This window comes from Xanthomonas boreopolis (assembly GCF_046529185.1).
GTDB lineage: Bacteria > Pseudomonadota > Gammaproteobacteria > Xanthomonadales > Xanthomonadaceae > Pseudomonas_S > Pseudomonas_S boreopolis.
Genome location: NZ_CP097162.1, coordinates 3,158,676 through 3,184,549, shown reverse-complemented (window position 1 = coordinate 3,184,549; position 25,874 = coordinate 3,158,676). Strand labels below are relative to the sequence as shown.

Genomic DNA, 25,874 nt, shown 5'->3' with positions numbered 1-25,874 from the left:
TCAACCGCGGCGCCACCTGGTGGCCGAGCTCGTGCCCATCGGGGCCCTTCGGTGCGGCCAGGCCTGGGCCGGCATCGAGCAGCGGTAGTTATACCCGGTCAGGAACTCGTCGCGCTCCGCGTACGACAGGCGCGGGTGCGCCGGTGATGCACTCTTCATTGCGTCGGACCCTCTCTCCTGGGCGATGAACGGCAAGCATGGTGCGGGGAATGGGGTGTCCGCCGCCGGCATCGCGCCGGCGGCGGTTGCAGCGGCTTCAGAAGCGGAAACGCAGGCCGACCGAGAACGTGCGTTCCATCACGCCGACATCGCGCGGGAACAGGGACTGGTTGCCGAAGTAGTTGCGGGTGACCGTGTCGAGCAGGTTGGTCGCCTCGACCGAGATCGTCATGCTGCTGTCGAGGTCGTAGCTCATCGCGAAGTCGAGCGAATCGATCGGCGCGACGTAGATCGACTGCGGCTGGTCGCCGCTGGCGGTGTAGCTGAGCGCGTACTTGCTGCGCCAGTTGTAGGCCAGGCGGCTGGAGAACGCGCCCTTCTGGTAGATCAGCACCGCGTTGTAGGCGCGTTTGGAGACGTTGACCAGGTCCTGCATCTCGCCGGTCGGCGATTGCGTAGCCGCATCGATGAAGGTCGCGTTGAGCTGCGTGCCGAACCCGGACAGCCAGCCGGGCAGGAAGTCGTAGAACTGGGTATAGGCGACTTCCACGCCCTTGAGCGTGCCGTGGCCGGTGTTGCGCGGACGGCTGACCGAGTAGGTCACCCCGTCGATGGTCTCGTCGCTGGCGTAGGTCTGGATGTAGCCGTCGATGCTGCGATGGAACGCGGCCAGCGACAGCAGCGAGCTCGGCTGGAAGTACCACTCCAGCGACAGGTCGATGTTCTCCGACTTGACCGGGTCCAGGTCCGGGTTGCCGCCGCTGCCGTTGGCCGCCACCGTGGCGGTCGGCTGGAACAGCGTCAGCTGCGGATTGAGGTTGGCGAAGGACGGGCGCGTGATCGACTTGCCGTACGACAGGCGCAGCAGCAGGTCGTCGCGGATGCCCAGGTTGGCGCTGAAGCTCGGCAGGAACTGGTCGTTGCTCTTGTCGATGTTGACCGGCGACTGCACGCCGTCGACCACCTGGGTGCCGGCCAGCTTGGAATCCAGCTTGACCGCGCGCAGGCCGATCGCGCCGTCCAGCGGCATGTCGCCGATGTGCAGCGAGTAGCGGCCCTGCAGGTAGGCGGCGTAGGTGTCTTCCTTGTCGTTGAAGTACAGCGTGGGGTTGGCCGCGGGGTCGGCCGGGTCGTAGCCCATCGCCGCGCGGATCGCCGCGGCGTTGGCCAGCAGGTAGCCGCGGTCGGCCACCATCCACTGGTTGGTCGAGGTGTTGCGGTTGCCGTTGAGGAAGTTGCTGGGCGTCAGCGAGGCCAGCCCGTCGAAATCGTCGACGAACACGGTGGTGCCGCTGATGTTGGTGCGCCCGCCGGTGTCGGCGGCGACGTTCTCCGCCTCGCGGCGGCTGGCGCGGAAGCCCACGTCGATGAAGGTGAGCGGGCCGGCATCCACCCGGATGTTGGCATCGCCCTTCCACGACCAGTCCTTGCCGACCTGGCGGCTCCAGCCGTCGTAGTACTGGTGCAGCCAGTACTTGGACGAGTCGTTGACGTCGAAGGCGCTGCCGTCGTAGTTCGTCACCACGGCGTTGGAGGCGCCGCCGTTGTCGAACGACATCGTCATCAGCGGCGCGATGAACGCGGTGTCGAGGATGAAGTTGCGGTTGTCGGCCTTGCTGTACGTATAGGCCAGGTCGGTGGAGAGCTTGATCCGCTCGCCCTGCCAGCTGCCGCCGATCGCGCTCTGGTAGGTGTCCGAGCTGTTGGCGTAGGCTTGGTTGCTGGTCAGCGTGAACAGGTCGCGCGCGGTGATGCTCTGCGCGACGTTGGTGCCCGGCTTGGTGGTCAGGCTGACCACGTTGCCGGAGTTGACCAGGGTCGGCAGCGGGATCCAGAAGTTGACCTGGTTGTCGTTGCGGTAGCCGACGTAGAAGTTCTCGAAGTACAGCTCGGTGTTCTCGTTAGGCGCCCACTGGAAGGTCAGGTTGGCCGAGCGGCGGTCGCGGTCGCCGAGCGTGTAGATCGAGCCGATCGTGTCGGGGATGTAGATCTGGTCGCCGGTGCCGAGCGGATTGTCCTTCAGCGTGTAGATGCCGTCGAACGTATTGCTCTCCTGGTAGCGCTGCGACTGGTAGGACACGCTCGCCATCACGCCGAACTTGCCGGCGTCGGTGTTCCAGATCCTGTTCGCGGTCAGGCTGCCGTTGGGGTCGGCCTCGCCGGAGTTGCGGCTGTAGATCGCGCGCGCGCTGCCGGCCAGGGTCCAGTCGTCGTCGAAATCGAACGGCCGGCGCAGGCGCACGTCGATCAAGCCGCCGATGCCGCCCTCGATATTGTCCGCGCCGCTGGTCTTGTACACGTCCACGCGCTGCAGCAGGTCGGCCGGGATGTCCGCCAGCGCCATGCTGCGGCCGGTGGTGGTGAACACGTTGCGGCCGTTGATCGTGGTCACCACGTCGGGCAGGCCGCGTACCAGCACCGTGCCGACCTCGCCGGCGCCGCGCGCCACCTGGACGCCGGTCACGCGCTGCAATGCCGCCGCGACGCTGTTGTCGGGCAGCTTGCCGATGTCCTCGGCGACGATCGAGTCGGTGATCTGCAGGCTGTTCTGCTTGAGCGTGATCGCGCTGGCGATGCTGCCGCGCACGCCGCGCACCTCCACCGTATCCAGTTGTTGCGCATCGCCCGCCTTGCAGGACGGATCGCCGGCACTGGCGTCGGCGCATCGCTCGCCGCCGGCGGGCGTGCCGGCCTGCTGGGCGAATGCGGCCGGCGAAAGCGCCAGGGCGAGGGCCGCCGGCAGGGCGGCCACGATCAAACGCGGCATGCGCCGCTTGGTGTTCACGAAGTTCATCGCGTAAAACCCCTCCCAGAGTCACATTGATGCCAGGGGCGCGCCTGCTTGCGCCGCTGTGCTGCTTGGAGTGGCGCGGAGCGCCGGTCGCACGGCATCCGGAGGGCCGGTCTTGTGTCCATGGTGTCTTCCGCGCATCTGGACTGCCGGTTTGCATTGCCGTTGCCATGGCCGCCCTTCGACGGCGGACGGAGAATAGTGGAGCGCCAGATAACCGACTAATGATTTAAATCGGAATACGCATATGCGTATTGCAATGATGCAATGCGCAATGGTTTCGCCGGGAAGCGGCCGCCCGGCGGGCCGCCTCGCGATGCGCTTTCGCCGTTGCGGGATATGCGCATTGGCATGGTTCGGCGGGCGACGTGCTGGCTATGCTGCGCGGCTGCCAACAGGAATCCGCCGGACACCATGCAACGCCCATTCGGAACCATGCCGGACGGCACCGACGTCCACGCGATCGCGCTGGAGAACGACCACGGCCTGCGCGCCGAAGTGCTGACCTACGGCGGCATCCTGCGCCGGCTGGAAGTGCCCGCGGGCGATGGCCACGTGGACGTGGTGCTCGGGCTGGCGGACCTGCCTGCCTACCTGGCCGACCATGACAGCCTCGGCATCCTGGTCGGCCGCTTCGGCAACCGCATCGCCAACGGCCGCTTCGTGCTGGATGGCGTCGAGCACCAGCTGAGCCGCAACGAAGGCCCCAACCACCTGCATGGCGGCGTCCGCGGTTTCGGCCACCGGTTGTGGGAGGTGCGCGAACGGTCGCGCGAGCGCGTGCTCCTGGCGCGGGTGTCGCCGGCGGGCGAGGAGGGCTACCCGGGCACGCTCGAGGTCAGCGCCGAGTTCCGGTTGCGCGGCCACTGCCTGGAGCTGTGCTATCGCGCCCGTACCGATGCCCCCACGCCGGTCAACCTGACCCACCATCCTTATTTCAACCTGGCCGGGGACAGGCTCGTGCCGGTGGCCGCGCAGGTGCTGCGCATACCGGCCGGCCATTACCTGCCGGTGGATGCCGCGCTGATCCCGACCGGCCAGATCGCCGACGTGCACGGCACGCCGTTCGATTTCCGCGTCCCGGGCACGCTCGACGCGAAGCGGATCGCGGGCGACCCGCAACTCGCGCGGGGCAAGGGCTACGACCATTGCCTCGTGCTCGACCCCGCGCACGCCACCTGTACCGCCGAGCTGTATTCGCCGCACAGCGGCGTCGCGATGCGGCTCACCAGCCCGATGCCGGCGGTACAGCTGTACGAAGGGCAGATGCTCGACCACAGCCATCCCGAACTCGGCCGTGGGTTGTGCCTGGAGCCGCAGCAGTTCCCGGACGCGCCCAACCACGCCGGTTTCCCCGACACCATCCTGCGCCCCGGCCAGGACTACCTGCACCGCATCGAGTACCGGTTCGGCGTGCCCGGGCGCGACGCGGGCTGGGACGAGGTGGTGGCCGCGCTCGACCGCGCGCGCGCCGGCGGATGAGCCGGGGCGGGCCTCAGCCCGCCGGAGCGCCCAGCACCAGTTCGATCACGAACTTGCTGCCGAAGAACGCCAGCACCAGCAGCGCCATTGCGGTCAGCGTCCAGTGCACCGCCTTGGCGCCGCGCCAGCCGTTGCGCCAGCGGCCGACCAGCAGCGCGCCGAACACCAGCCACGACAGGATGCTCAGCACGGTCTTGTGGAGCAGGCGCTGGGCCAGGAAATCCTCGACGAACAGCAGTCCCGTCACCAAGGTCAGCGTCAGCAACGCGAAGCCGACGCTGATGGTGCGGAACAGCAGCGTCTCCAGCTCGGTCAGCGGCGGCAGCGCCCGCAGCCAGGCGTGGAAATCGCGCCGGCGCAGCGCCCGCTCCTGCAGCCACAGCATGATCGCCAGCAGCGCCGAGATGCCGAGCGTGGCGTAGGCCAGCAGCGCCAGCCAGGCATGCACTTCCAGGCGCCAGCCCAGCGCCGGGCTCGGCTCGTGGCCGTAGCCGTGGTAGCAGGCCAGCAACAGCGCCGCCAGCGGGAACACCACCACGCCCAGCGCCGCCATCCGCCCACGTGCGCCCACCAGCGTGGTCAGCGCCGCCATGCCCAGCCCGACCAGTGACAGTGCCGCGAAGAAGTGCATGTCCGGCCCGCCCGCGGTGCGCATGGCGACCTGCACGTGGTAGCCGGCATGCAGCGCCAGCGCCGGCAGCGCGGCGAACAGCCAGCCGTTGCCGGGCGCCGCTCCTTCCCGCGCCACGCCGCGCACCAGCAGGGCCGTGGCGACCAGGTACAGCGCGAGGGAGATGAGAACGATTGTCATCGTGGAAGTTTCGCATACCACGGGGCGGGCCGGCAGGCGGCTCGCCGGTGCAGGGGCGGGGCACGCCCTGCCGCTATAATCGCGGTCCGTTTCCCCTTCGCGGTCGCCTTCGCATGTTCGAATCCCTCACCCAGCGTCTCTCCGGCACCATCGAGCGCCTGCGCGGCCGTGGCCGCCTGACCGAGGAGAACATCCGCGAGGCCACCCGCGAGGTCCGCATCGCCCTGCTCGAGGCCGACGTGGCCCTGCCGGTGGTGCAGGCCCTGGTCGAGCGGATCAAGGTCCGCGCGGTCGGCCAGGAAGTGCTCAAGTCGCTGACCCCGGGCCAGGCCCTGATCAAGGTCGTGCGCGACGAGCTGACCGCGGTGATGGGCGCCGCCGCCAGCGACCTGAACCTGAACGTGCCTGCCCCGGCCATCATCCTGATGGCCGGCCTGCAGGGCGCCGGCAAGACCACCACGGTCGGCAAGCTCGCCAAGCACCTGAAGGAAAAGCGCAAGAAGAAGGTCATGGTGGTGTCGGCCGACGTCTACCGCCCGGCCGCGATCGAGCAGCTCAAGACCCTGGCCGAGCAGGTCGGGGTGCTGTTCTTCCCGTCCAGCGCCGACCAGAAGCCGGTCGACATCGTGCGCGCCGCGATCGCCGACGCGCGCAAGTCGTTCGTCGACGTGCTGCTGGTCGATACCGCCGGCCGCCTGGCCATCGACCAGGCGATGATGGACGAGATCAAGGCCCTGCACGCCGCGATCAACCCGGCAGAGACCCTGTTCGTGGTCGACTCGATGACCGGCCAGGACGCGGCCAACACCGCCAAGGCGTTCGGCGAGGCGCTGCCGCTGACCGGCGTGGTGCTGACCAAGACCGACGGCGACGCCCGCGGCGGCGCCGCGCTCTCGGTGCGCTACATCACCGGCCGGCCGATCAAGTTCGTCGGTACCGGCGAGAAGGTGGACGGGCTGGACGTGTTCCATCCCGACCGCGTCGCCAGCCGCATCCTCGACATGGGCGACGTGCTGTCGCTGGTCGAGCAGGTCCAGCAGAGCGTGGACCAGGAAAAGGCCGCCAAGCTCGCCGCCAAGGTCGCCAAGGGCAAGAAGTTCGACCTCAACGACATGAAGGAACAGCTGGAGCAGATGCAGAACATGGGTGGCATCGGCGGGCTGATGGACAAGCTGCCCGGCATCGGCAAGATCCCGGACCACCTCAAGGACCAGGTCACCGGCAAGGAAGTGCCGCGGATGATCGCGATCATCAACTCGATGACCAAGAAGGAGCGCCGCAATCCGGCCGTGCTCAACGGCTCGCGCCGCGCCCGCATCGCCAAGGGCGCCGGCCTGCAGCCTTCCGACGTCAACAAGCTGATGAAGCAGTACCAGCAGATGGAGAAGATGATGTCCAAGCTCTCTGGCGGCGGTATGAAGGGCCTGATGCGCGGCATGAAGGGCATGATGGGCGCCATGGGCGGAATGGGGGGGCGCGGCGGCCTGCCGCCGTTCCGCTGATCCCGAGGGACGGCGACCTGGCGATCGCTGCCCGGCAAGCCGTTCCCGCCGTGCCAGGCCGTCCGTCGCAGCGGTTCCGCATGCATCCGTTATGGCTTTCCAGATGCACGAGCCGCGCCAGAGGCAGCGCACGCGGCCATGGCGGCTCCAGTGCCACCAGAACTCGCACCTCCCTTCTCCCGCCCGCGGGAGAAGGTGCCCCGAAGGGGCGGATGAGGGATGCTTCCCGCAGTAAGAACAAACCACGAGCAAGCGACAGCATGATGGATCCGTCCATGTGGCCGCAGCCCGAGACGCCGCTGTGAATCTGGTTCTCCATCGAGGCGCCCCCGCCGGCGCGGACGTGCTGGCGGCCCTGGCCCTGGTCAATTACGGGCACTTCACCTCGCTGCAGGTGCGCGGCGGCGCGGTGCGGGGCCTGGACCTGCACCTGCAGCGGTTGCAACAGGGCACGTCCACGTTGTTCCGGAGCCGATTGGACGAAGAGCGCCTGCGCGTCGAACTGGCGGCCGCGCTCGATGCCTTCGGCCGGGCGGACGCGTCGCTGCGCGTCACGGTGTTCTCGCCCGGCTTCGATTTCCGCGAACCGTTGCGCGAGGCGGCGCCGGAGGTGCTCGTCTCGCTCTCGCCGGCCTCGCGGCTGCCGGCGGCGCCCCTGCGCGTGCGCCCGGTCGCGTTCGTGCGCGAGCTGCCGCAGGTCAAGCACGTCGGCACGTTCCCGCTGTTCCAGTTGCGGCGCGACGCCATGGAGGCCGGCTTCGACGATGCCCTGTTCGTCGATGCCCGGGGCTGCCTGGTCGAAGGATCGGTCTGGAACCTCGGCCTGTGGGACGGGCAGGGCGTCACCTGGCCGGAGGGGCCGGCGCTGCGCGGGACCCAGGAACGGCTGCTCCGGGCGGGGCTGGCGCTGCTCGGCGTGCCGCAGCGGGTCCGACCGGTCCGCCTGGACGAAACCGGGGCGTTCCGCGCCGCGTTCGCCTGCAATTCCCGCGGGTTGCAGCCGATCCGGGCGATCGGCGAGTCGGCCTTCCCGGAGCTTGGCCTGCCGCCGGTCCTGGAACGGGCCCTGTCCACCCAGCCCTGGCAGCCGCTCCGGTAGCTTGGAATCGCCCAGCCGGGCCGCTATAATCGCCGGCTTACCTCGCCATCCTGGCGACTGGGCAACATCGAGAAACCACCATGGTCAAGATCCGTCTTACCCGCGGCGGCGCGAAGAAGCGTCCGTTCTACCACATCATCGTCACCGACTCGCGCAGCGCCCGCGACGGCCGCAACATCGAGCGCGTCGGTTACTACAACCCGGTCGCCCAGGGTGCCGAGCAGCGCGTCGTGCTGGATCTGGCCCGCGTCGAGCACTGGGTCAACAACGGCGCCCAGCTGACCGACAAGGTCCGCAACCTGCTGAAGGAAGCGACCAAGACCCAGGCCGCGGCCTGATCCTGGAGGGCCGCGCCGCCGGCGCGGCCCATGGGCCGGAAGCGATGAAAGATACCGAGCGCCGCATCCTGTTGGGCAGGATCGTCGGCGCTTTTGGCGTTCGTGGCGAGCTGAAGCTCGAGTCCTGGACCGAGCCGCGGCTGGCCATCTTCAAGTACCAGCCCTGGATCCTGCGGGCACCCGACGGCCGGGAGTCCATGCTGGCCGGCGCGCGCGGGCGCGACACCGGCAAGCACCTGGTGGCGACCTTTCCAGGCATCGACGATCGCAACGTGGTCGAGGCGATGCGCGGTACCGAGATCCACGTGCCGCGCAGCGCGCTGCCGCCGCCCAAGCCCGACGAGTATTACTGGGTCGACCTGGAAGGCCTGGACGTGCAGACGGTCGAGGGCGTCGCGCTCGGCCAGGTGTCGCACCTGTTCTCCACCGGCGCGAACGACGTGCTGGTGGTGCGCGGCGAGCGCGAGCGACTGATCCCGTTCGTGCAGCCGGATTTCGTCAAGTCCGTGGATTTCGAGGCCAATCGGATCGTCGTGGATTGGGATCCGGAGTTCTGAAGAAGCCAAGCCCCGGGATCCGGCCCCGGAAGAACGGTAGGCCTGCTTCGCGCCGAATGCTGTTGTGGGAGGGGCTTCGGTCCCGACGGGCTTTGCCGGCCCGCTGCCGGGGCTACGGCCCTTCCACGGAAAGCAGATTGCAGGAGCATCGGGTCGCTTGACAGCCTGGCCCAGGCAAGGATGCTTCCCAAGCCCCGAGTTCCCCCGACCCAATGCGCATCGACGTCATCAGCCTGTTCCCCGAATTCATCGCCCAGTCCGCCGCGTTCGGCGTGGTCGGGCGAGCGCAGGAGCGGGGATTGCTGGAACTGCACGGCTGGAATCCTCGCGACTATGCCGAGGGCAATTACCGTCGCGTGGACGACCGCCCCTTCGGGGGCGGCCCCGGCATGGTGATGTTGATCGAGCCGCTGCGCGCCTGCCTGGGCGCGGTACGGGCGGCCGACCCGCAGCCGGCGCCGGTGATCTACCTCAGCCCGCAGGGCCGGCCGCTGACCCAGGCCAGGGTCCGTGAGCTGGCGGCGCTGCCGCGCCTGGTCCTGCTGTGCGGGCGCTACGAGGGCGTGGACGAGCGCTTGCTCGCGGCCGAGGTGGACGAGGAAATCTCGATCGGCGACTACGTGCTGTCCGGCGGCGAGCTCGGAGCGGCCGTCGTCGTCGATGCGGTGACCCGGCTCCAGGAAGGGGCATTGAACGATGCCGAATCCGCCGCTCAGGACAGCTTCGAGGGCCCCGGGGGGCTGCTGGATTGTCCCCATTACAGCCAGCCGGCCAGCCACGTGCTGGGCGACGTCCCGGACGTCCTGCGCTCGGGTAACCACGCCGCGATCGCGCGCTGGCGCCGGCAGCAGTCGTTGCTGAGGACCTGGCAGCGACGCCCGGACCTGCTGGACGAAGAGGCGCTGTCCAAGGCCGACCGCAAGCTGCTCGAGGAGGCCCGCCAGGGCGGGGGAGGCAAGGCCTGAGGCCCGGTTTCGCGGCCTCTAGCGCCGGCCTGCGGGAATCGGCTACAATGCGCGGCTCCATGTGGCCCGCGCCGGGCCCAGCGGATCCCACAACGATAAACGTGCGGCGCAATCCGGCGACTGCATCAGTCCACGCTGTCGAAACGACACACCCACCCCGAACGAAATCGGTGTAACCCATGAGCAAGCTGAACAAGTCCATCATCGCGGAATTCGAGTCCGCCCAGATCGCCCGCGAACTGCCGCAGTTCAGCCAGGGCGACACCGTCGTGGTCAACGTCAAGGTCAAGGAAGGCAATCGCGAGCGCGTGCAGGCCTACGAGGGCGTGGTGATCGGCACCAAGAACGCCGGCCTGAACTCCTCGTTCACCGTGCGCAAGATCTCGCACGGCTACGGCGTGGAGCGCGTGTTCCAGACCTACAGCCCGACCATCGAGTCGGTCGAGGTCAAGCGCCGCGGCAAGGTGCGCGCCGGCAAGCTGTACTACCTGCGTGGCCTGGAAGGCAAGGCTGCCCGCATCAAGGAAGACCTGGCCGCCGCTGCACAGGCCAAGGCCGCCCGCCAGGCCGCCAAGGCCGAGTAATCCGCGACCGGGCGCTTGGCCCGCGTATCGCACGGAAGGCCGCCCTTGGGCGGCCTTCTGCGTTTTCGGGGAGGCGCTGCGCAGGTGGCGAGGGCGATCTTCTGTGCGCCGCGAAGAGTCTCCATGCCACCCACCAGGCGGGGCAGGCGGTCCCGGTCGCGTTAATTCCCCTCGCGGCGAGCCCCCGCGGATCAGCGGCTCTCTTCGGCCGCATCGGCCACCGGCGACGGCGGTGGTGCCGGCACCTCGGCCGGTACCGCCACCTCCTGCGCATGCGGGGCGGGCGCCAGCATATGGGCGCTGCGCCACCTGCCCCAGCGGTAGTACGCCAGCGACATCAGCATCGCGCAGAGCGAACTGACCGGGAAGCTCCACCAGATCGCGTCGGCGCCGAACCGGGGCATCAGCAACTCGGCCAACGGTACCCGGATGCCCCATAGCGCCAGCGCCAGGATCACCAGCGGCGGTATCACCGCGCCGGTCGCACGCACCACGCCGGACACCACGAACGTCACGCCGAACAACAGGAAAGACCAGATCGCGATGTGATTGAGGTGCCGGGCGATCTCGAGCGCCGGGCTGCCGGCCGGCAGGAACAGCGACAGCGTCCAGCGGTCGAGCAGGATCAACGGCACGATCAGCGAGCCGGTGAGCAGGAAGTTGAACAGCACGCCGCTGCGCGCCGCCGCATCGACCCGGTCCCAGCGGCGCGCGCCGACGTTCTGCGCGGCCATCGAGGAGCATGCCGCTCCGATCGCCATCGCCGGCATCTGCACGTAGGTCCACAGCTGCAGGGCCGCGCCATAGGCGGCCGCGGTATCGGTGCCGTAGCCGTTGACCATGCGCATCATCGCGATCATCGCCAGCGAGATCAGCACCATCTGCAGCCCCATCGGGACGCCCTTGCCGACCAGGGCGCGCAGGATCCGCAGGTCGATCGCGAACATGGCCGCGTCGCGCCGGCCCAGCCACAACACATGCCCGCGATGGCGCATGTAGGCCAGCAGCCCCGCGAGCGCGATCGCCTGCGCCGCCAGCGTGGCCCAGGCCGCACCCGCGATGCCCAGTCTCGGGAACGGGCCCAGCCCGAAGATCAGCAGCGGGTTCAATGCGATGTCCAGCACCACCGAGAGCAGCAGGAACCGGAACGGCGTGCGCGAGTCGCCCGCGCCGCGCAGCGCGGCGGACAGGAACGCGAACATGTACAGCATCGGCACCGCCAGGAAGATCACCCGCAGATAGGCCTCGGCGAGCGGCAGCGATTCGTGCGGCGTGCCCATCGCCGCCAGCAGGTGGCGCGCGAGCCAGACGCCGGATGCGGCGATCAGGACCGAGACCCCGACGAAGAACGTGGCGCTGGTGCCCATCACCCGGCGCGCCTGGACCAGGTCCTTGGCGCCCATCGCCTGGCCGATCAGGATGGTGGCGGCCATGCCGATGCCGAACACCGAGCCGATCAGGAAGAACAGGATGTTGTTGGCATTGGCCGTGGCGGTCAGCGCGGCCTCGCCCAGATAGCGGCCTACCCAGACCGCATTGATTGAACCGTTCAGCGATTGGGCGACGTTGCCGGCGAGAATAGGCAGCGCGAACGAGAGCAGGCTTCTGCCGATCGGGCCCTCGGTGAGCGAGGTTGGACGTTGCATCACGAATGGGCCTGTTAAGGAGGATGAATCTTACTGCGGCCGCATGCCGGTCGCTGCCGCTCGATGGCGTACTTGCCCGGGTGACCCTGAATAGGGCAAGGCGCCCGGGTGCCCAAATTTGTTAAAGTTGGACCTGAAACACACATTTTCGTGTAGGTTGGTCACTTACCCCCACGAGTGTTGTGCCTACCCCTCGAGGATGGGGGGACGACGTTCTGGAGGACATGGCTTTGTTACAAGGATCGGTTCGCGAGCTTGCCACGAGTGATATTCGCCTGCGTCCGCCAGGATCGCTGGTGGCTTTCGGTGCATGGCTTCGCATCGCCGACGTCGCGGCGGTGCTCGCGGCGGTGGCTTGCGCGCAGTGGCTGCGCTTCGGTTGGGGCGTCCCGTCCCCCGCGCAACGGATGGCCATCGGGACGTTGTTGCTCTACGCACTCCTGGGTTTCGCCGTCACTCCGCTTTACCGGCAGTGGCGCAGCCGCAGTTTCACCCACGAGCTGGCCATGCTCACGGTGTGCTGGCTGGCGATCTTCGCCGCCTTCTCGCTGCACGCGATCCTGGTGCAGATGGGGAACGTCCTTTCCCGGGCCTGGCTCGCCTACAGCTTCGTGATCGGCTACGCCGGCATGGTCGCCGTGCGATTCGCCGTGAGAACCCGCCTGCACATGCTGCGCCGCCAGGGTCGGGGGCAGCAGCGGGTCGTGGTGCTGGGGCTGCGACCGCCGGTGCTGAAGCTGCATCGCTACCTGCAGGCGTGCCCCGGGTTGGGGGTGGGCATCAGCGGCTACTTCGCTTCCCCGAACGACACGCGCTTCGGCGTGCGCGACGACCTGCCGCGCTGCCTGGGCACCCTCGATACGCTGGAAGCCTACCTGCATGCGTCCCGGCACGAGGTCGACCAGGTCTGGATCTCGATGCCCTTGTCCGAGGGGGAGGGTGGCCTCAAGGCCGTGCTCAAGACGCTGGAACGCTTCCCCGTCCCGGTCAAGCTGCTCCCCGACATTCGCACCTTCGGCATGCTCAACCCGAGCGTCGAGCAGATCGGTCGCGTGCCGATGATCAACCTGCGCCAAGGGCTGTCGAAGAGCAATTACCAGGTCCTCAAGCGCATCGAGGACGTGATCGTGGCCTCGTTCGCGGTGATCGTACTGTCCCCGTTGCTGGTGGCGCTGGCCATCGGCGTGAAACTGAGTTCGCCGGGGCCGGTGCTGTTCCGGCAGCGTCGCCATGGCCTGGGCGGGAAGGAATTCCACATGCTCAAGTTCCGCTCGATGCACGTGCACAAGGAAGCGGCCGGCAAGGTGACCCAGGCCACGCGCAACGATCCCCGGGTCACGCGCTTCGGCGCGTTCCTGCGCCGGACCAGCCTCGACGAGCTTCCCCAGTTCTTCAACGTACTGGGCGGCAGCATGTCGGTGGTCGGGCCGCGGCCGCATGCGGTGCAACACAACAACCATTACGAGCATCTCATCGATCGCTACATGCACCGCCACTACGTGAAGCCCGGCATCACCGGATGGGCGCAGGTGCATGGGTTGCGCGGCGAAATTCACGAATTGCGTTCAATGCGCAAGCGCGTGCAGTACGACATCGACTACATTCGGCGCTGGAGCCTGTGGCTGGACCTCAAGATCGTCGTGCTGACGGCGCTCCGGGTACTGGGGCAGAAGACCGCGTACTGACGTTCAGTCGGTGGCCGGGTTCTGCGATTGAATGCCGTCCCGCGAGCGGCTAAGGTCTGTTCAACGGATGAACAAAGGTGCGGCAGGTGCAGTCCGAAGAAGTGCGGCACCGACTGTTGAGGATGATCGAGGAGCGGCCCGGATTGACCCAACGCGAGGCTGCCGTCGAGCTTGGCATCAGCGTGGGCAAGGTGAATTACTGCCTGCGTGCGCTGGTGGATCGTGGCTACGTCAAGCTCGGCAACTTCCGGCGCAGCCCCGACAAGCGCAAGTACCGCTACTGGCTCACGCCGTCGGGCATCGAGGAAAAGACCCGCATCACCGTTCATTTCCTGCGGCGCAAGCTGGATGAATACGAGCGCCTGAAACGTGAAATCGACATGTTGATGGCCGAAGTGGGCGGCACCGGGGCGTTGCCCGAACGGCCGAGGGAGAGCCGCTGATGCGCGGCTGGCATCTCGTGCTCACCCGGCCCAGGCAGGAGCGGGTGGCCATGGCGCAGCTCGAACGCCAGGGCTACGAAGTGTGGTTGCCGATGGCGCGCGATCGTGCGGGCAACCTCGATTCCACGCGCGTCGTGCCCCTTTTTCCACGTTACCTGTTTGTCAACGTGGATAGCGAAACTGACAACACCGCTCCCATCCGCAGCACGATCGGGTGTTGCGGGTTGGTGCGGTTCGGAATGACGTTGGCCATGCTGCCGGCGCAGGCGGCCGAAGCGATCCGCCAGCGCTGCGATGACCAAGGCTGTGTCCGCACCGGGGACGACTGGGCGCCCGGCTCCCGCCTGAAAGTGCTCGATGGGCCCTTTGCCGGGTTCGAGGCGGTGTTCCAGGCGCGTTCGGCCAGCGAGCGCGTCTCGGTGCTGTTGCATTGGCTGGGCGTGACCCGGCCGGTACAAATGTCGGCCGGAAGCCTGAAGCTCCTGGCCAGCTGAACCCGCGGGGCGCCGCAAGGCGCGTTGCGGCATGCATTCATGCGTGACCCTTCGGGCGAACGTAGGGCGGTAGCGTGCCTGAAGCCACCGATCGATTTCTCAACGAGGAACCCCCACGAATGAAGATCGCGATTGCCGGAACGGGATATGTAGGGCTTTCCAATGCCGTATTGCTGGCGCAGCGACACAAGGTCGTTGCCCTGGACATCGACGCAGGCAAGGTCGAACTGCTCAATCGCAAGCAGTCGCCCATCGAAGACGTCGACATCCAGGAATACCTGGGCAACCGCTCCCTGGATCTCAAGGCCACGCTGGACAAGCGCGAAGCCTATGAAGGAGCCGATTTCGTCGTCATCGCCACGCCGACCGACTACGACGAACAGACGAACTATTTCAATACGCGTTCGGTCGAGGCGGTGATCGCCGACGTGCTGGCGATCAACCCGGCGGCCGTGATGGTGATCAAGTCCACCGTGCCGGTGGGATTCACGGCCAAGATGCGCGAGCAGTTCGGCGTGGACAACATCCTCTTCTCGCCCGAGTTCCTGCGCGAGGGCAGGGCGCTGTACGACAACCTGCATCCCAGCCGCATCATCGTGGGCGAGCGCTCGGAGCGCGCCCACGCCTTCGCAGGCCTGTTGCAGGAAGGCGCGCTGCGCAAGGACGTGCCGGTGCTGTTCACCGAGTCGACCGAGGCCGAGGCCATCAAGCTGTTCGCCAACACCTACCTCGCCATGCGCGTCTCGTTCTTCAACGAGCTGGACACCTACGCGGTCTGCCGCGATCTGGATACGCGGCAGATCATCGAAGGCGTCAGCCTCGATCCGCGCATCGGCGGGCACTACAACAATCCTTCCTTCGGCTACGGCGGCTACTGCTTGCCTAAGGACACCAAGCAGCTGTTGGCGAACTACAGCGACGTCCCGCAGAACCTGATCCAGGCGATCGTTTCTTCGAACTCGACACGCAAGAACTTCATCGCCGCGGAAGTGCTCAAGCGCAACCCGCGCGTGGTGGGGGTGCATCGCCTGATCATGAAGGCGGGCTCCGACAATTTCCGCGCCTCCAGCATCCAGGGCATCATGAAGCGCATCAAAGCCAAGGGCGTGGAAGTGATCGTCTACGAGCCCGTGCTCAAGCAGGCGGAATTCTTCCGTTCGCGGGTCGTGAACGACCTGGAGCAGTTCAAGCGCGAAGCCGACGTGATCCTGGCCAATCGGCTTACGCCGGACCTCCATGACGTTCAGGAAAAGGTTTACAGCCGCGATCTGTTCGGCGCGGATTGAGCCTGCCAAGTGCGCGGAATTTGCAACGCCGCGCACTTTCCCCCGGATATTGTTCCATCTTTTGGTCTTGCAGAAGGCCGGGCTTTCCCGTCGAGGGCCCGGCCTGCCCAGTTGGGGTATCCTTGCGCGCCGTGTCCCGGCCAAGGGGCACGAGAGGGGCCCGCCCTTGGCGTACGGGCGACAGACTTACTGGGATTCTTAGATAGGTGTTCAAGAACATTTTGTTTGTCTGCGTCGGCAACATCTGCCGCAGTCCTTCGGCCGAAGCGATGATGCGGCATGCCTTGCAAGGGCGGGATATCCAGGTCTCCTCGGCGGGCCTCGGAGCATTGGTGGGCCGTTCCATCGATCCCACCGCGCAGGAACTGCTGGTAGAGCATGGATTCGATGCGAGTGGACACCGCGCCCGCCAGATCGACCCAAGCATCCTTGCGGCCGCCGACCTCGTGTTGGTGATGGAGCGCAAACACCTGAAGGCCATCGCCGACCAGGCCCCCGAAGCTTCCGGAAAGAGCTTCCTGCTCGGCAAATGGCAATCCGACCGGGAAATCCCCGACCCTTATCGCCAGCAGCGCCCCGCTTTCGAGCACGTCTACCACCTCATGGCGGAAGGCGTCGAGAGCTGGCGACGCTACCTTTGACTCCTTCCTTAACCTCCCTTCTCTTTACCTACCGAGCCATCCGCCTGCCATGACGAGCCAAGATCCACGAGCCACCCCTGCTGTCGATGCGGATGAGATCGATCTGCGGCAATTGCTGGGAACCCTGATCGATCACAAATGGTGGATCGCCGGTATTACCGGGCTCTTCTTCGTTGTGGCAGTGGCGTATGCCTTGCTGGCGACCCCCATTTACCAGGCCAATGCCATGGTGCAGGTGGAATCCAAGATACCCTCGCTGCCGGGGTTGACGGACCTGACCCAGACCCTGGGCGTGGGAGGCAGTTCCGAGGCCACGACCGAGATCGCGCTGATCACCTCGCGCGCCGTCGTCGGTACTGCCATGGACGAACTCAAGCTGGACGTGAAGATCGAACCCTATCGCTTCCCGTTGCTGGGGGGCTACCTCGCGCGCAAGGCGGAGAAGGCGGATCCTGACTCGGTGGCCAAGCCTTGGCTCGGATTCAACAGCTTCGGCTGGGGGGGCGAGAAGCTGGATATCTTCCAGTTCGAGGTGCCGGCCCGCCTGCTGGAAACGGATTTCACGCTGACGGCAGTCGATACACCAGGAAGCTTCGTTCTTACCGCCGACGACGTGGATTTACCCGCGCTGCGAGGGAAAGTGGGGGGAACCGCAGAGGGTCATGGCATCAAGATCCAGGTGGCCCAGTTGAAGGCCAACCCGGGCACCCGCTTTCATGTGCGCAAGCTGCGCCGACTGAACGTCATTTCTGATCTGCAAGCCGATGTCGTGGTCTCCGAATCCGGGAAGGACTCGGGAATCCTCGCGCTGAGCTACGAGAATGCCGATCCGGGCCTGGCACAGGAATTCCTGCAGCACGTGGCCCAAGCCTACGTCCGCCAGAACGTGGAGCGCAATTCTGCCGAAGCCTCCGCGCAGCTTGCTTTCGTCAAGGAACAGCTGCCCAACATCCGCAGGCAGGTGGATGCTGCCCAGGAAGCCTTGAGCGCCTACCAGACCAAGGCCAACTCGGTCGACCTGAACCTGCAGACCAAGGGCTTGCTGGACCAGGCCGTGGCCGTGGAGACCAGCATCCAGCAGCTGCGCTTGCAGCAAGCGGAGATGGACCGCAAGTTCACCCGCGATCACCCGGCCTATCAGGCCTTGCTGCGCCAGATCGGCGAGCTGGAAGGACGCAAGGCCGGCTTCCAGGGGCAGGTCAAGCAGTTGCCCGAAGCACAGCAAGAGCTGCTAAAGCTGACCCGCGACATGCAAGTCAGCAACGAGATGTACACCGCATTGTTGGGTCAAGCCCAACAACTGGACGTTGCACGCGCCGGCACGGTGGGCAACGTGCGCATCGTCGATCCGGCGGCAGTGGACGAGACCGACCCGGTGAAGCCTCGCAAGGGGCTGGTCGTGCTTGTAGGGGCACTGCTTGGAGTCTTTCTCTCCGTCGGCATCGTGCTGCTGAAGCAGATGCTCAATAGGGGAATCGAAGACCCTGCGTACATCGAGGAGCTGGGATTGCCGGTATATGCATCGATTCCGGTAAGCCCTACCCAAGTGAACGACTCGGTGCGCGGTCGCTTCCGTGCCGACGGCAAGCTTCATTTGTTGGCGGTCAACGAGCCAGCCGACCTTGCCGTGGAGGCGATTCGTAGTCTACGGACCAGTCTGCATTTCGCCCGTCTGGAAGCCAAGAACAATGTCGTACTGATCTCCGGTTCAAGTCCAAATGCGGGCAAGACATTCGTGTCCTCGAATCTGGCGACCGTGATCGCGCAAGCAGGACAACGTGTGCTGATCATCGATGCCGACATGCGCAATGGCACATTGCACAAGGCACTGGGAGCTCCACAGTCGCCGGGCTTGTCAGAGGTGCTGGTCGGTGACGTCACCGTTGAACAAGCCACCCGTGCATTGCCGGGGCTTGAAAACCTGCAGTTCATCGCGCGTGGTGATGTGCCGCCGAATCCGTCCGAACTGCTGATGCACGAGAACTTCACTCGTTTGTTGCAGCGGGTGGCCAAGGACTACGACCTGGTTATTATCGATACCCCACCCATTTTGGCGGTGACGGACGCTGCGATCATCGCCCATCACGCAGGCACGAGCCTGCTGGTAGCGAGATTCGGGTTGAACCAGCCCAAGGAACTGGCGTTGGCGAAGAAACGATTCGAACAGAACAACGTCAAGCTCAAGGGCGCGATCTTCAATGCTGTCGAGCGTCGCGCGGCAGGGTACTACAGCTACGGCTACTACGAATACAAGTCCAGCAACACCTGAGCACGCGCCGTCTGAGCACGCACCGTCCGGGAGATCGGAACGCCCGACAACCACGAACTCCCCGCCATGCCCGTGTGGGAGGGGCCTCAGCCCCGACAGCCGGCCGGCAAGGCCCGTCGGGGCTGAAGCCCCTCCCACAACCAACCGCGGGCTTTCCGGAGCGGTTCTTGGTCCCTCGCCGAAGGACGGCGCCCATCAGGCCGGGACATGACGATCCCGGGCACTCCCGCGCAGCGGCCTGGCCCGGCCACAGGGCAAACCCATCCAGGCGGGCCAGAAGATGGCCCGGCCATGGAGACCCGATCCGTCCTCGCGATGCCTGCGTCCTGGTCAAGGGCTCCAGTCCCGACGACCGGCCAGCCCATGGCATCGCTTCCGGAAAGCCCGCGTCACCAGCACGCCATCCGGCCCTCCTCCAGACCTGTATTCCCGGCGAGCGTAGAGCACAAGCTCCGACGCCAGCGGCGGCATCGCCGATTTCCAGCCAGGGAGCGACCGCGTCCTCCCGATTCCATCTTCCCCCAACCTCCCTACCGAAGACTCCATGAAGATAGCCATTGCCGGTACCGGTTACGTAGGCCTGTCCAATGCAGTCCTGCTCGCGCAGCATCACACCGTGGTTGCGCTGGACATCGACCCGGACAAGGTCGCCAAGCTCAACGACAGGCAATCGCCGATCGAGGACAAGGAGATCCAGGACTATCTGGACCACCACGACCTGGATTTCCGCGCCACGCTGGACAAGCGCGAAGCCTACGAGGGGGCCGAGTTCGTCATCATCGCCACCCCGACCGACTACGACGTCCAGACCAACTACTTCAATACCCGTTCGGTGGAATCGGTGATCGCCGACGTGGTGGCCATCAACCCGAAGGCCACGATGGTGATCAAGTCCACCATCCCGGTGGGCTTCACCGCCAAGGCGCGCGAGCAGTACGGCACCGAGAACGTGGTCTTCTCGCCGGAGTTCCTGCGCGAGGGGCGTGCGCTGTACGACAACCTCTACCCCAGCCGCATCATCGTCGGCGAGCGCTCGCAGCGTGCGGAAACCTTTGCCAACCTGCTCAAGGAAGGCGCGATCAAGAAAGACGTGCCGGTGCTGTTCACCGACTCCACCGAGGCGGAGGCGATCAAGTTGTTCGCCAACACCTACCTCGCCATGCGCGTGGCATTCTTCAACGAGCTGGATACCTATGCCGCCAGTCGTGGCCTGGATACCCGCCAGATCATCGAGGGCGTCAGTCTCGACCCACGGATTGGTAATCACTACAACAATCCGAGCTTCGGCTATGGCGGCTATTGCCTGCCCAAGGACACGAAGCAACTGCTGGCCAACTACAATGATGTGCCGCAGACCCTCATCAAGGCCATCGTGGAGTCGAATTCCACTCGCAAGGATTTCATTGCCGACGAAATCCTCAGGCGCAAACCTAAGGTGGTGGGTATTTATCGCCTGATCATGAAGGTTGGTAGCGACAATTTCCGCGCATCCAGCATCCAAGGCATTATGAAACGCATCAAGGCCAAGGGCGTTGAAGTAATTGTGTACGAGCCGGTGTTGAAGGATGTCGAGTTCTTCAACTCGCGCACGGTCAACGATCTGGCTGAATTCAAGAAAATCAGCGACGTGATTGTGGCCAATCGCGCCACCTCCGATCTAGGTGACGTGGCTGAGAAGGTGTATAGCCGTGATTTGTTCGGTGCCGACTAATCCATTTTCCTAGGTCAAACATGAAGATACTCATTACCGGATCTGCTGGTTTCGTCGGTTTCCACAGCGCCCTGCGCCTGCTAGGCCTGGGGCACGAAATCATCGGAATCGACAACCTCAACGACTACTACGACGTAGGCCTGAAGCACGCGCGGCTGGCGCAACTGGAAGGCAAGCCCGGCTTTTCCTTCATCAAGCTGGACCTGGCCGACCGCGAAGGCATCGCCAACCTGTTCGGCGAACATGCCTTCGACCTCGTGCTGCACCTGGGGGCGCAGGCTGGTGTGCGCTATTCGTTGGAAAACCCATTCGCTTACTTGGATAGCAATCTTGCCGGTACCCTCACGGTACTGGAAGGTTGCCGCCACAACGGCGTCAAGCATCTGATTTATGCGTCATCATCCTCGGTGTACGGCAGCAACACCAAGCTGCCATTCGCGCTGGAAGATCGCGTGGATACGCCGATCTCGCTCTATGCCGCTACCAAGAAGGCAGACGAGCTGATGTGCCACACCTACGCGCATCTGTATCGATTCCCGATCACTGGCCTGCGCTTCTTCACGGTCTATGGCCCGCTGGGCCGGCCAGATATGGCTTATTTCAAGTTCGCCAATGCCATTACCGCCGGCAAGCCAATTGACGTGTACAACAACGGAGACATGAAGCGCGACTTCACCTACATCGACGATATCGTCGATGGCATTGAAGCGATCGTAACCAAGGGGCCGGTCGAGAATGGTAGTGAAGTACCTCACAGGGTATACAACCTCGGCCACAACCATCCGGAGCAATTGCTGGACATGATCGAGCTTCTGGAAAAAGAACTTGGTAAGGAAGCGCAAAAGAACTTCTTGCCGATGCAGCCGGGCGATGTGTATGCCACCTATGCGGACATCGAGGCCATACATCGCGACTATGGATTTGTTCCAAAAGTTTCGTTGGCCGATGGGTTGAGACGGTTTTCCATGTGGTATAAATCGTTTTATCTGAATCGCTGATGCTTGCACTTTATTTCTTGAGGGGGGGTAGTTTAATCTTTCATCTATATTGGCTAGAGATTGGCATGTCACACCCATGAATTTCTCGCATATCCGAGATGGCGCTCGTTCGCGGCGGAAGCGCGAAAGTTTTTCTGCGGCACGGCGATTCTATTGATTGAGGCCGGCGCTACGCGCTTGATCGAATGAAATAACTGAATAAAACTTCTAAAGTTTATGGCCCCTTAGGGGGGGGCTTATTCGGGGGGGGGGGGCGATATTAGTGACGGGGTTGAGCTGATTGCTTTAAAGAGAGGGGAATTCAGTGAGGGTGAAATATCCGGCCGTATCTATAATGTTGGAGATAATAAGACTAGGGGGCTTTGAGTGCAATTAAAGGCAATTGAGGGAGGGGGGTGTCAAAGACGATATTTTGTCAATGCGGCCGGAACATATAAGTCGCATGTGCTGATATTAATGGCAGTAGGAATAATTTCGGGTTGCTTGTCTAAAGTTTTTTGGGTGTGAGCAGGGGGGCGTCTGGACTTTTGAGTTAGATGCCATTGATTTTTTTACGGGGCTTCTTTTCGCTGAAAATGGGTTGTAAACGAGGGGTAATATGGGTGACATGCCTGTGAAAATACTGCTGTGTGGAGAGTTGTATAGCCCCAATCTTGGTGATGGGGTTATATTTAACAGCGTTGAATTTCTTGTTAAGAAAATAGTTCCTGGGTGTGAAGTTTATCATGTCGATTTGTCTGGTCGTAAGCCAGGCAAACAAGTGGCGCAACGCGCTACAGCGAAAGAATCGAAGGTGTTTGCGTTAAATAAATTTAGTTTATTTAGGAGGTTTCGAGTTGTATCTTCATGGGTATTTGGTAGTAAGCGGGAAGTAATGGAGCAGTATGAGGCTTCGCTAAGGCGGAAGCCCACACTCACCATTTTCACGGGCGGGCACTTACTTATCGATAATGATCTTAATTTTCCGATAAAGCTATATAAATTTCTCGGTCTGCTCGGGCGAGCTGGAGTTCCTGTAGCATTTAATAGTTGCGGCGCTTCGAGTAAATGGAGTGCGGCCGCTAATATTCTAATGAGGAAAGCATTCTATAAGTGTGATGTTCGTCGGGTGTCCTTGAGAGATTCAGCATCTGTCGCGAATTTTTCTCGCAATGCATTTTGGTACTCTAGGCAGAACATCTGTATTTCTGCTGATCCTGCTGTATGGGCCGCAGAAGCTTATGGTATAAAGTGCAAAGATCATCGAATTAAGCCGGGTCGCATAGGGATATGCATAACGAATCCATTGACCCTTCTGAAACACGCACAAAAACCAGAATATTTCCATAAGTCTTCGCTTGTATCTTTCTATACAGAGCTTCTAGGGGCATTGGTTAGGAGCGGAAAGCTGGTTAGCGTTTTTACGAATGGAGATCCAGAAGATGAAAAATTTGCTGATGAAGTATTGAGTGCGTGTAAAGGTAATATTAGAGCTGAGTTGGATAGGTGTAAGCCATACGAAAGTCCAAGAGATTTGGTTTTTGGCATCTCGGAATTTTCTGCGATAATAGCACATCGGCTGCATGCAAATATTGTTGCATATTCATTGGGGATACCGTCAGTAGGACTAGTGTGGGATGAGAAGGTTAAATCGTTTGGTGTCGAATCTGGGCGATCTAGTTATTATATTGAGCCTGAGGATCTATCCGTAATCCATGTTCTGGAGAAACTAGATGTCGCGATGAAGGAAAGATTTCCGGACGAACTGTTGGATTCGTTGAAGGAAAAGGCCATAAATGATCTTGATGCGGCTTTGAAATGTCTTATGGCGCCGAATCGATGAATCGGGATAGATCATCAAATACCATTTTAAGTGGTGTTTTTAGAGTATTCTTTCGGCAAATTTCAAACATAGTGTTAGGTGTGGCGATAACTGCAGTGGTTGCTCGGGCTTTAGGGCCGGAAGGCAATGGGGTATTTGTTTTTCTAACTGTACTTGTTCCTCCCCTACTTGTCGCCTTTGCAGGATTTGGCGTCATATATTCTGGGGTCTACTATGTGGCTAGGGGGGATATAGATCTAAGGTCGGGCTATCATATGGCAGTTGCCTATTGGCTTCTCCTTTCTCCTATAGGTTGCGTGATAGGATATTTATATAGCAAATACCATTCTGATAGTTACATAAGCGACACTGCACTGTGGATTTCAATTTCATCTTTCCCTTTTCTACTATTGCAGACGTTTTTGACAAGCCTAATCCAGGCTAAGCAAGAGTTTGGAATTTATAGCCGTGTAACACTTGTCCCTTCCGCCGTAACTCTCGTGTTGCTGGCGGTTTTGTTTCTTTTGTTTGGGGTTAGCATAGTTAATGCAGTGATTGCTTATGCAGCTGCTCAAATTGTTTCGGCAGGATATTCATTATGGGTAGTTAAGGGCTTGGTATCATCTGCGCCGCGATTTGGTGCAAAAATTGATAGGCCAATGTGGGCTTATGCAAAATATGGTTTTTTCTCGTACTTGGGCAATTTGATGGCATTCGCCTTAGTGCGGGTTAATTATTATTTCGTGGGGCATTTTCTGGGTGGAGCAGCATTAGGGGTTTTTGCAATAGCAAGTCAAATGTCTGATAGGCTATTGCTGCTTGTAACATCTGTTACCACGGTGGCATTGCCTAAGCTATCTGCGAGTTACGGGGCAGGGGATGGTAGTGCAATAACGTCATTAATGACGCGCATGACTATTATTGCATCAATGTGTGTGGCTATATTGGTGGGGATATCTTCGCCTATTGTCATTCGAGTTCTTTTCGGTGAGGACTATATGGGCGCGCTGGTGCCTTTATTGGTGCTCTTGCCATCTACCGTATTTACATCAGTCTCAAGAATAATTGCGAATGATTTATCGGCTAGAGGGTTGCCTTATTTGAATGTTTCAACATCCGTGTTTGTGGTGCTAGGCAATGTGCTTTTGTGTTGGACAATCATACCTACATATGGATTATTGGGGGCTTCTCTGGCTACCAGTATTACGGCAGCTGTCAATTGTTTGCTCAAGCTTGAGGTCTATCGTCGAGTCTCTGGTAGCGGGTTGTGGGAGCCGATCCATCTTCGGGGAGAAGATTTTAAGGCTTATTACGAAGGTGCATGCAAATTAATTGGCCGCATGAAGTGAGATATTTATATGCGTAGACCGCGATCTGTATATTTTCAGGGGGTTTTTTTCTTAATCGTGCTATTGGGAATGCTGTTGCCAATTGTAGGTTATGCACATTGTCCTGCATGTCCTTTGAGAGGGGTGCAGTTGGATGCACAAAATACAAGTACTAAGAACCTAGATGCGGCAAAAAATGCTGGGTTCAACTTTATTAGACAAGGATTCTATTGGGACAAGGTCGAGCGTGTACCAGGGAAATATGACTGGTCATACTATGATGATTTGATTGCAGAGCTGGATTCGCGCAATATGTTTGCATACTTCACTATCTATGCGCATGGAAGGGGGGGGGGTAATATGACGCTACCTGGAGAGCGGAAAGGTGGAATAACTAAATGGATAAGTGCGGCTGCGGAAAGGTACAAGAATAATAATGTGGTCTGGGAGTTATGGAATGAGCCAAATGTAGATCGCTTTTGGCCCCCTAAAAGTAATGTTGATGAATATGTTCGTTTTGCAAATGAAGCCTGTGAGATGATTCGCGAAAAAGATGCTTCTGCGGTTGTTGTCGCTGGCGCATTAGCACAGCGTTCCAGGGATACTTATCTTAAGAAAATAATTGAGGGGCAGCGGAAGAATTGCTTCTCATATATTTCGTTGCACCCTTATCGTGGTTCAGCTCCGTCGTCTCTTAGTAAGGACTTGATAAGTTTGAAAGGGTGGATTAATGGAGAAGTGAATTTAATAAATGGGGAGTGGGGATACCCTACTCAAGGGCAACGAAGCATTAGTGAGCAAGAGCAAGGCGAATATGCGGCTCAGATGGCTGTGGTGACAGCTGCTGAGGGGATGAAGTATTCGGTTTGGTACACGCTAGTTGATCGAGGGTCTAATCCTGTCGATCGGGAAGATAATTTTGGTTTAATTAAAAGTAATGGGGATTTTAAGCCTGCATATAGTGCTGTATCTAAAATTAATTTGAGTCTTAAATACAGGCGGCCGATTATGCGCTGTGAAGGAGGGGATTGGAGCCAGCAGGCGGTAGTATTTGAGAGTGTAAAGGATAAGTCTAAATTTATTTATTTTTGGGCTTCTAGTAAGGAGAGGGGGGGGGATTGGAGGTTGTACTATAATTCCGCAGATAAAAAGTGGCGCGGGTTGAATGTTAATGCGCGTGTGCAGCCATCCTTTATTGAATTGAAAGATGGGCTTGATATGGCTAAAAAATGCCGATTTGAAAAAGTGGACGTTTAGTTGGGTTTATGGGCGGAGATATTAATA

21 protein-coding genes are annotated in these 25,874 nt (G+C 61.8%); 18 read left to right on the top strand and 3 right to left on the bottom strand.

Features of this window, described 5'->3' with window-relative positions:
* Positions 1–256: 256 nt before the first annotated feature.
* Positions 257–2,926 carry a TonB-dependent receptor gene (locus tag M3M27_RS14325; RefSeq protein WP_434026056.1) on the bottom strand — a complete coding sequence of 890 codons (2,670 nt, stop codon included), beginning with the start codon at positions 2,924–2,926 and terminating at the stop codon, positions 257–259.
* A 438-nt stretch (positions 2,927–3,364) separates the two neighbouring features.
* On the opposite strand from M3M27_RS14325, the gene M3M27_RS14320 reads away from it, so the two are divergent.
* Complete coding sequence (locus M3M27_RS14320; RefSeq protein WP_434026055.1) at positions 3,365–4,432, top strand: aldose epimerase family protein; 1,068 nt, start codon at positions 3,365–3,367, stop codon at positions 4,430–4,432.
* A 13-nt stretch (positions 4,433–4,445) separates the two neighbouring features.
* Here the strand turns inward: M3M27_RS14320 and M3M27_RS14315 are convergent, their stop codons facing one another.
* On the bottom strand, positions 4,446–5,243 hold the full coding sequence (locus M3M27_RS14315) for a cytochrome C assembly family protein (protein WP_140722731.1): 798 nt from the start codon (positions 5,241–5,243) through the stop codon (positions 4,446–4,448).
* A gap of 113 nt (positions 5,244–5,356) precedes the next feature.
* On the opposite strand from M3M27_RS14315, the gene ffh reads away from it, so the two are divergent.
* The 6 genes from ffh (at position 5,357) to rplS (ending at position 10,288) form a co-directional block, all read left to right on the top strand.
* The gene (gene ffh / locus M3M27_RS14310) at positions 5,357–6,745 is read left to right on the top strand and encodes a signal recognition particle protein (protein ID WP_434026054.1); all 1,389 of its coding nucleotides are present in this window, start codon (positions 5,357–5,359) and stop codon (positions 6,743–6,745) included.
* A 301-nt stretch (positions 6,746–7,046) separates the two neighbouring features.
* Entirely contained in the window at positions 7,047–7,844 is a 798-nt protein-coding gene (locus tag M3M27_RS14305) for an aminotransferase class IV family protein (RefSeq protein WP_434026053.1), read from the top strand.
* Positions 7,845–7,924: 80 nt separating this feature from the next.
* Positions 7,925–8,182 (top strand): 30S ribosomal protein S16, encoded by a 258-nt coding sequence (gene rpsP / locus M3M27_RS14300; RefSeq protein ID WP_140722721.1) that lies wholly within the window; start codon positions 7,925–7,927, stop codon positions 8,180–8,182.
* Between the two features lie 44 nt (positions 8,183–8,226).
* Entirely contained in the window at positions 8,227–8,739 is a 513-nt protein-coding gene (gene rimM / locus M3M27_RS14295; protein ID WP_434026051.1) for a ribosome maturation factor RimM, read from the top strand.
* Between the two features lie 212 nt (positions 8,740–8,951).
* A complete protein-coding gene (trmD, locus tag M3M27_RS14290) occupies positions 8,952–9,704 on the top strand; it encodes a tRNA (guanosine(37)-N1)-methyltransferase TrmD (protein WP_434026050.1) in 753 nt (250 codons plus the stop codon).
* 179 nt (positions 9,705–9,883) lie between these two features.
* Positions 9,884–10,288 (top strand): 50S ribosomal protein L19, encoded by a 405-nt coding sequence (gene rplS, locus M3M27_RS14285; protein WP_140722712.1) that lies wholly within the window; start codon positions 9,884–9,886, stop codon positions 10,286–10,288.
* 191 nt (positions 10,289–10,479) lie between these two features.
* Here rplS and M3M27_RS14280 read toward each other — a convergent pair whose 3' ends face one another.
* A complete protein-coding gene (locus M3M27_RS14280) occupies positions 10,480–11,934 on the bottom strand; it encodes an MATE family efflux transporter (protein WP_434026049.1) in 1,455 nt (484 codons plus the stop codon).
* 224 nt (positions 11,935–12,158) lie between these two features.
* On the opposite strand from M3M27_RS14280, the gene M3M27_RS14275 reads away from it, so the two are divergent.
* The 11 genes from M3M27_RS14275 (at position 12,159) to M3M27_RS14225 (ending at position 25,847) form a co-directional block, all read left to right on the top strand.
* Positions 12,159–13,619 (top strand): undecaprenyl-phosphate glucose phosphotransferase, encoded by a 1,461-nt coding sequence (locus tag M3M27_RS14275; RefSeq protein WP_434026048.1) that lies wholly within the window; start codon positions 12,159–12,161, stop codon positions 13,617–13,619.
* Positions 13,620–13,705: 86 nt separating this feature from the next.
* Positions 13,706–14,062 (top strand): MarR family EPS-associated transcriptional regulator, encoded by a 357-nt coding sequence (locus M3M27_RS14270; RefSeq protein ID WP_140722702.1) that lies wholly within the window; start codon positions 13,706–13,708, stop codon positions 14,060–14,062.
* Positions 14,062–14,556: a transcription termination/antitermination NusG family protein gene (locus M3M27_RS14265; RefSeq protein ID WP_140722699.1), complete on the top strand. Its 495-nt coding sequence runs from the start codon at positions 14,062–14,064 to the stop codon at positions 14,554–14,556. Before M3M27_RS14270 ends, M3M27_RS14265 begins: the two co-directional genes overlap by 1 nt.
* Before the next feature lie 119 nt (positions 14,557–14,675).
* Complete coding sequence (locus M3M27_RS14260; protein WP_434026047.1) at positions 14,676–15,842, top strand: nucleotide sugar dehydrogenase; 1,167 nt, start codon at positions 14,676–14,678, stop codon at positions 15,840–15,842.
* Positions 15,843–16,048: 206 nt separating this feature from the next.
* Positions 16,049–16,483, top strand: coding sequence for a low molecular weight protein-tyrosine-phosphatase (locus M3M27_RS14255; protein ID WP_434026046.1), 435 nt, complete (start codon positions 16,049–16,051; stop codon positions 16,481–16,483).
* A 49-nt stretch (positions 16,484–16,532) separates the two neighbouring features.
* A complete protein-coding gene (locus tag M3M27_RS14250) occupies positions 16,533–18,752 on the top strand; it encodes a polysaccharide biosynthesis tyrosine autokinase (protein WP_434026045.1) in 2,220 nt (739 codons plus the stop codon).
* Between the two features lie 544 nt (positions 18,753–19,296).
* Positions 19,297–20,463 carry a nucleotide sugar dehydrogenase gene (locus M3M27_RS14245; protein ID WP_434026044.1) on the top strand — a complete coding sequence of 389 codons (1,167 nt, stop codon included), beginning with the start codon at positions 19,297–19,299 and terminating at the stop codon, positions 20,461–20,463.
* A 20-nt stretch (positions 20,464–20,483) separates the two neighbouring features.
* Positions 20,484–21,461, top strand: coding sequence for an NAD-dependent epimerase (locus tag M3M27_RS14240; protein ID WP_434026042.1), 978 nt, complete (start codon positions 20,484–20,486; stop codon positions 21,459–21,461).
* Between the two features lie 598 nt (positions 21,462–22,059).
* Complete coding sequence (locus M3M27_RS14235; RefSeq protein WP_434026041.1) at positions 22,060–23,283, top strand: polysaccharide pyruvyl transferase family protein; 1,224 nt, start codon at positions 22,060–22,062, stop codon at positions 23,281–23,283.
* Positions 23,259–24,611 carry a polysaccharide biosynthesis C-terminal domain-containing protein gene (locus M3M27_RS14230; RefSeq protein WP_434026040.1) on the top strand — a complete coding sequence of 451 codons (1,353 nt, stop codon included), beginning with the start codon at positions 23,259–23,261 and terminating at the stop codon, positions 24,609–24,611. The genes M3M27_RS14235 and M3M27_RS14230 overlap by 25 nt, the downstream gene beginning before the upstream one ends.
* 69 nt (positions 24,612–24,680) lie before the next feature.
* The gene (locus tag M3M27_RS14225; protein WP_434026039.1) at positions 24,681–25,847 is read left to right on the top strand and encodes a cellulase family glycosylhydrolase; all 1,167 of its coding nucleotides are present in this window, start codon (positions 24,681–24,683) and stop codon (positions 25,845–25,847) included.
* Positions 25,848–25,874 lie beyond the last annotated feature (27 nt).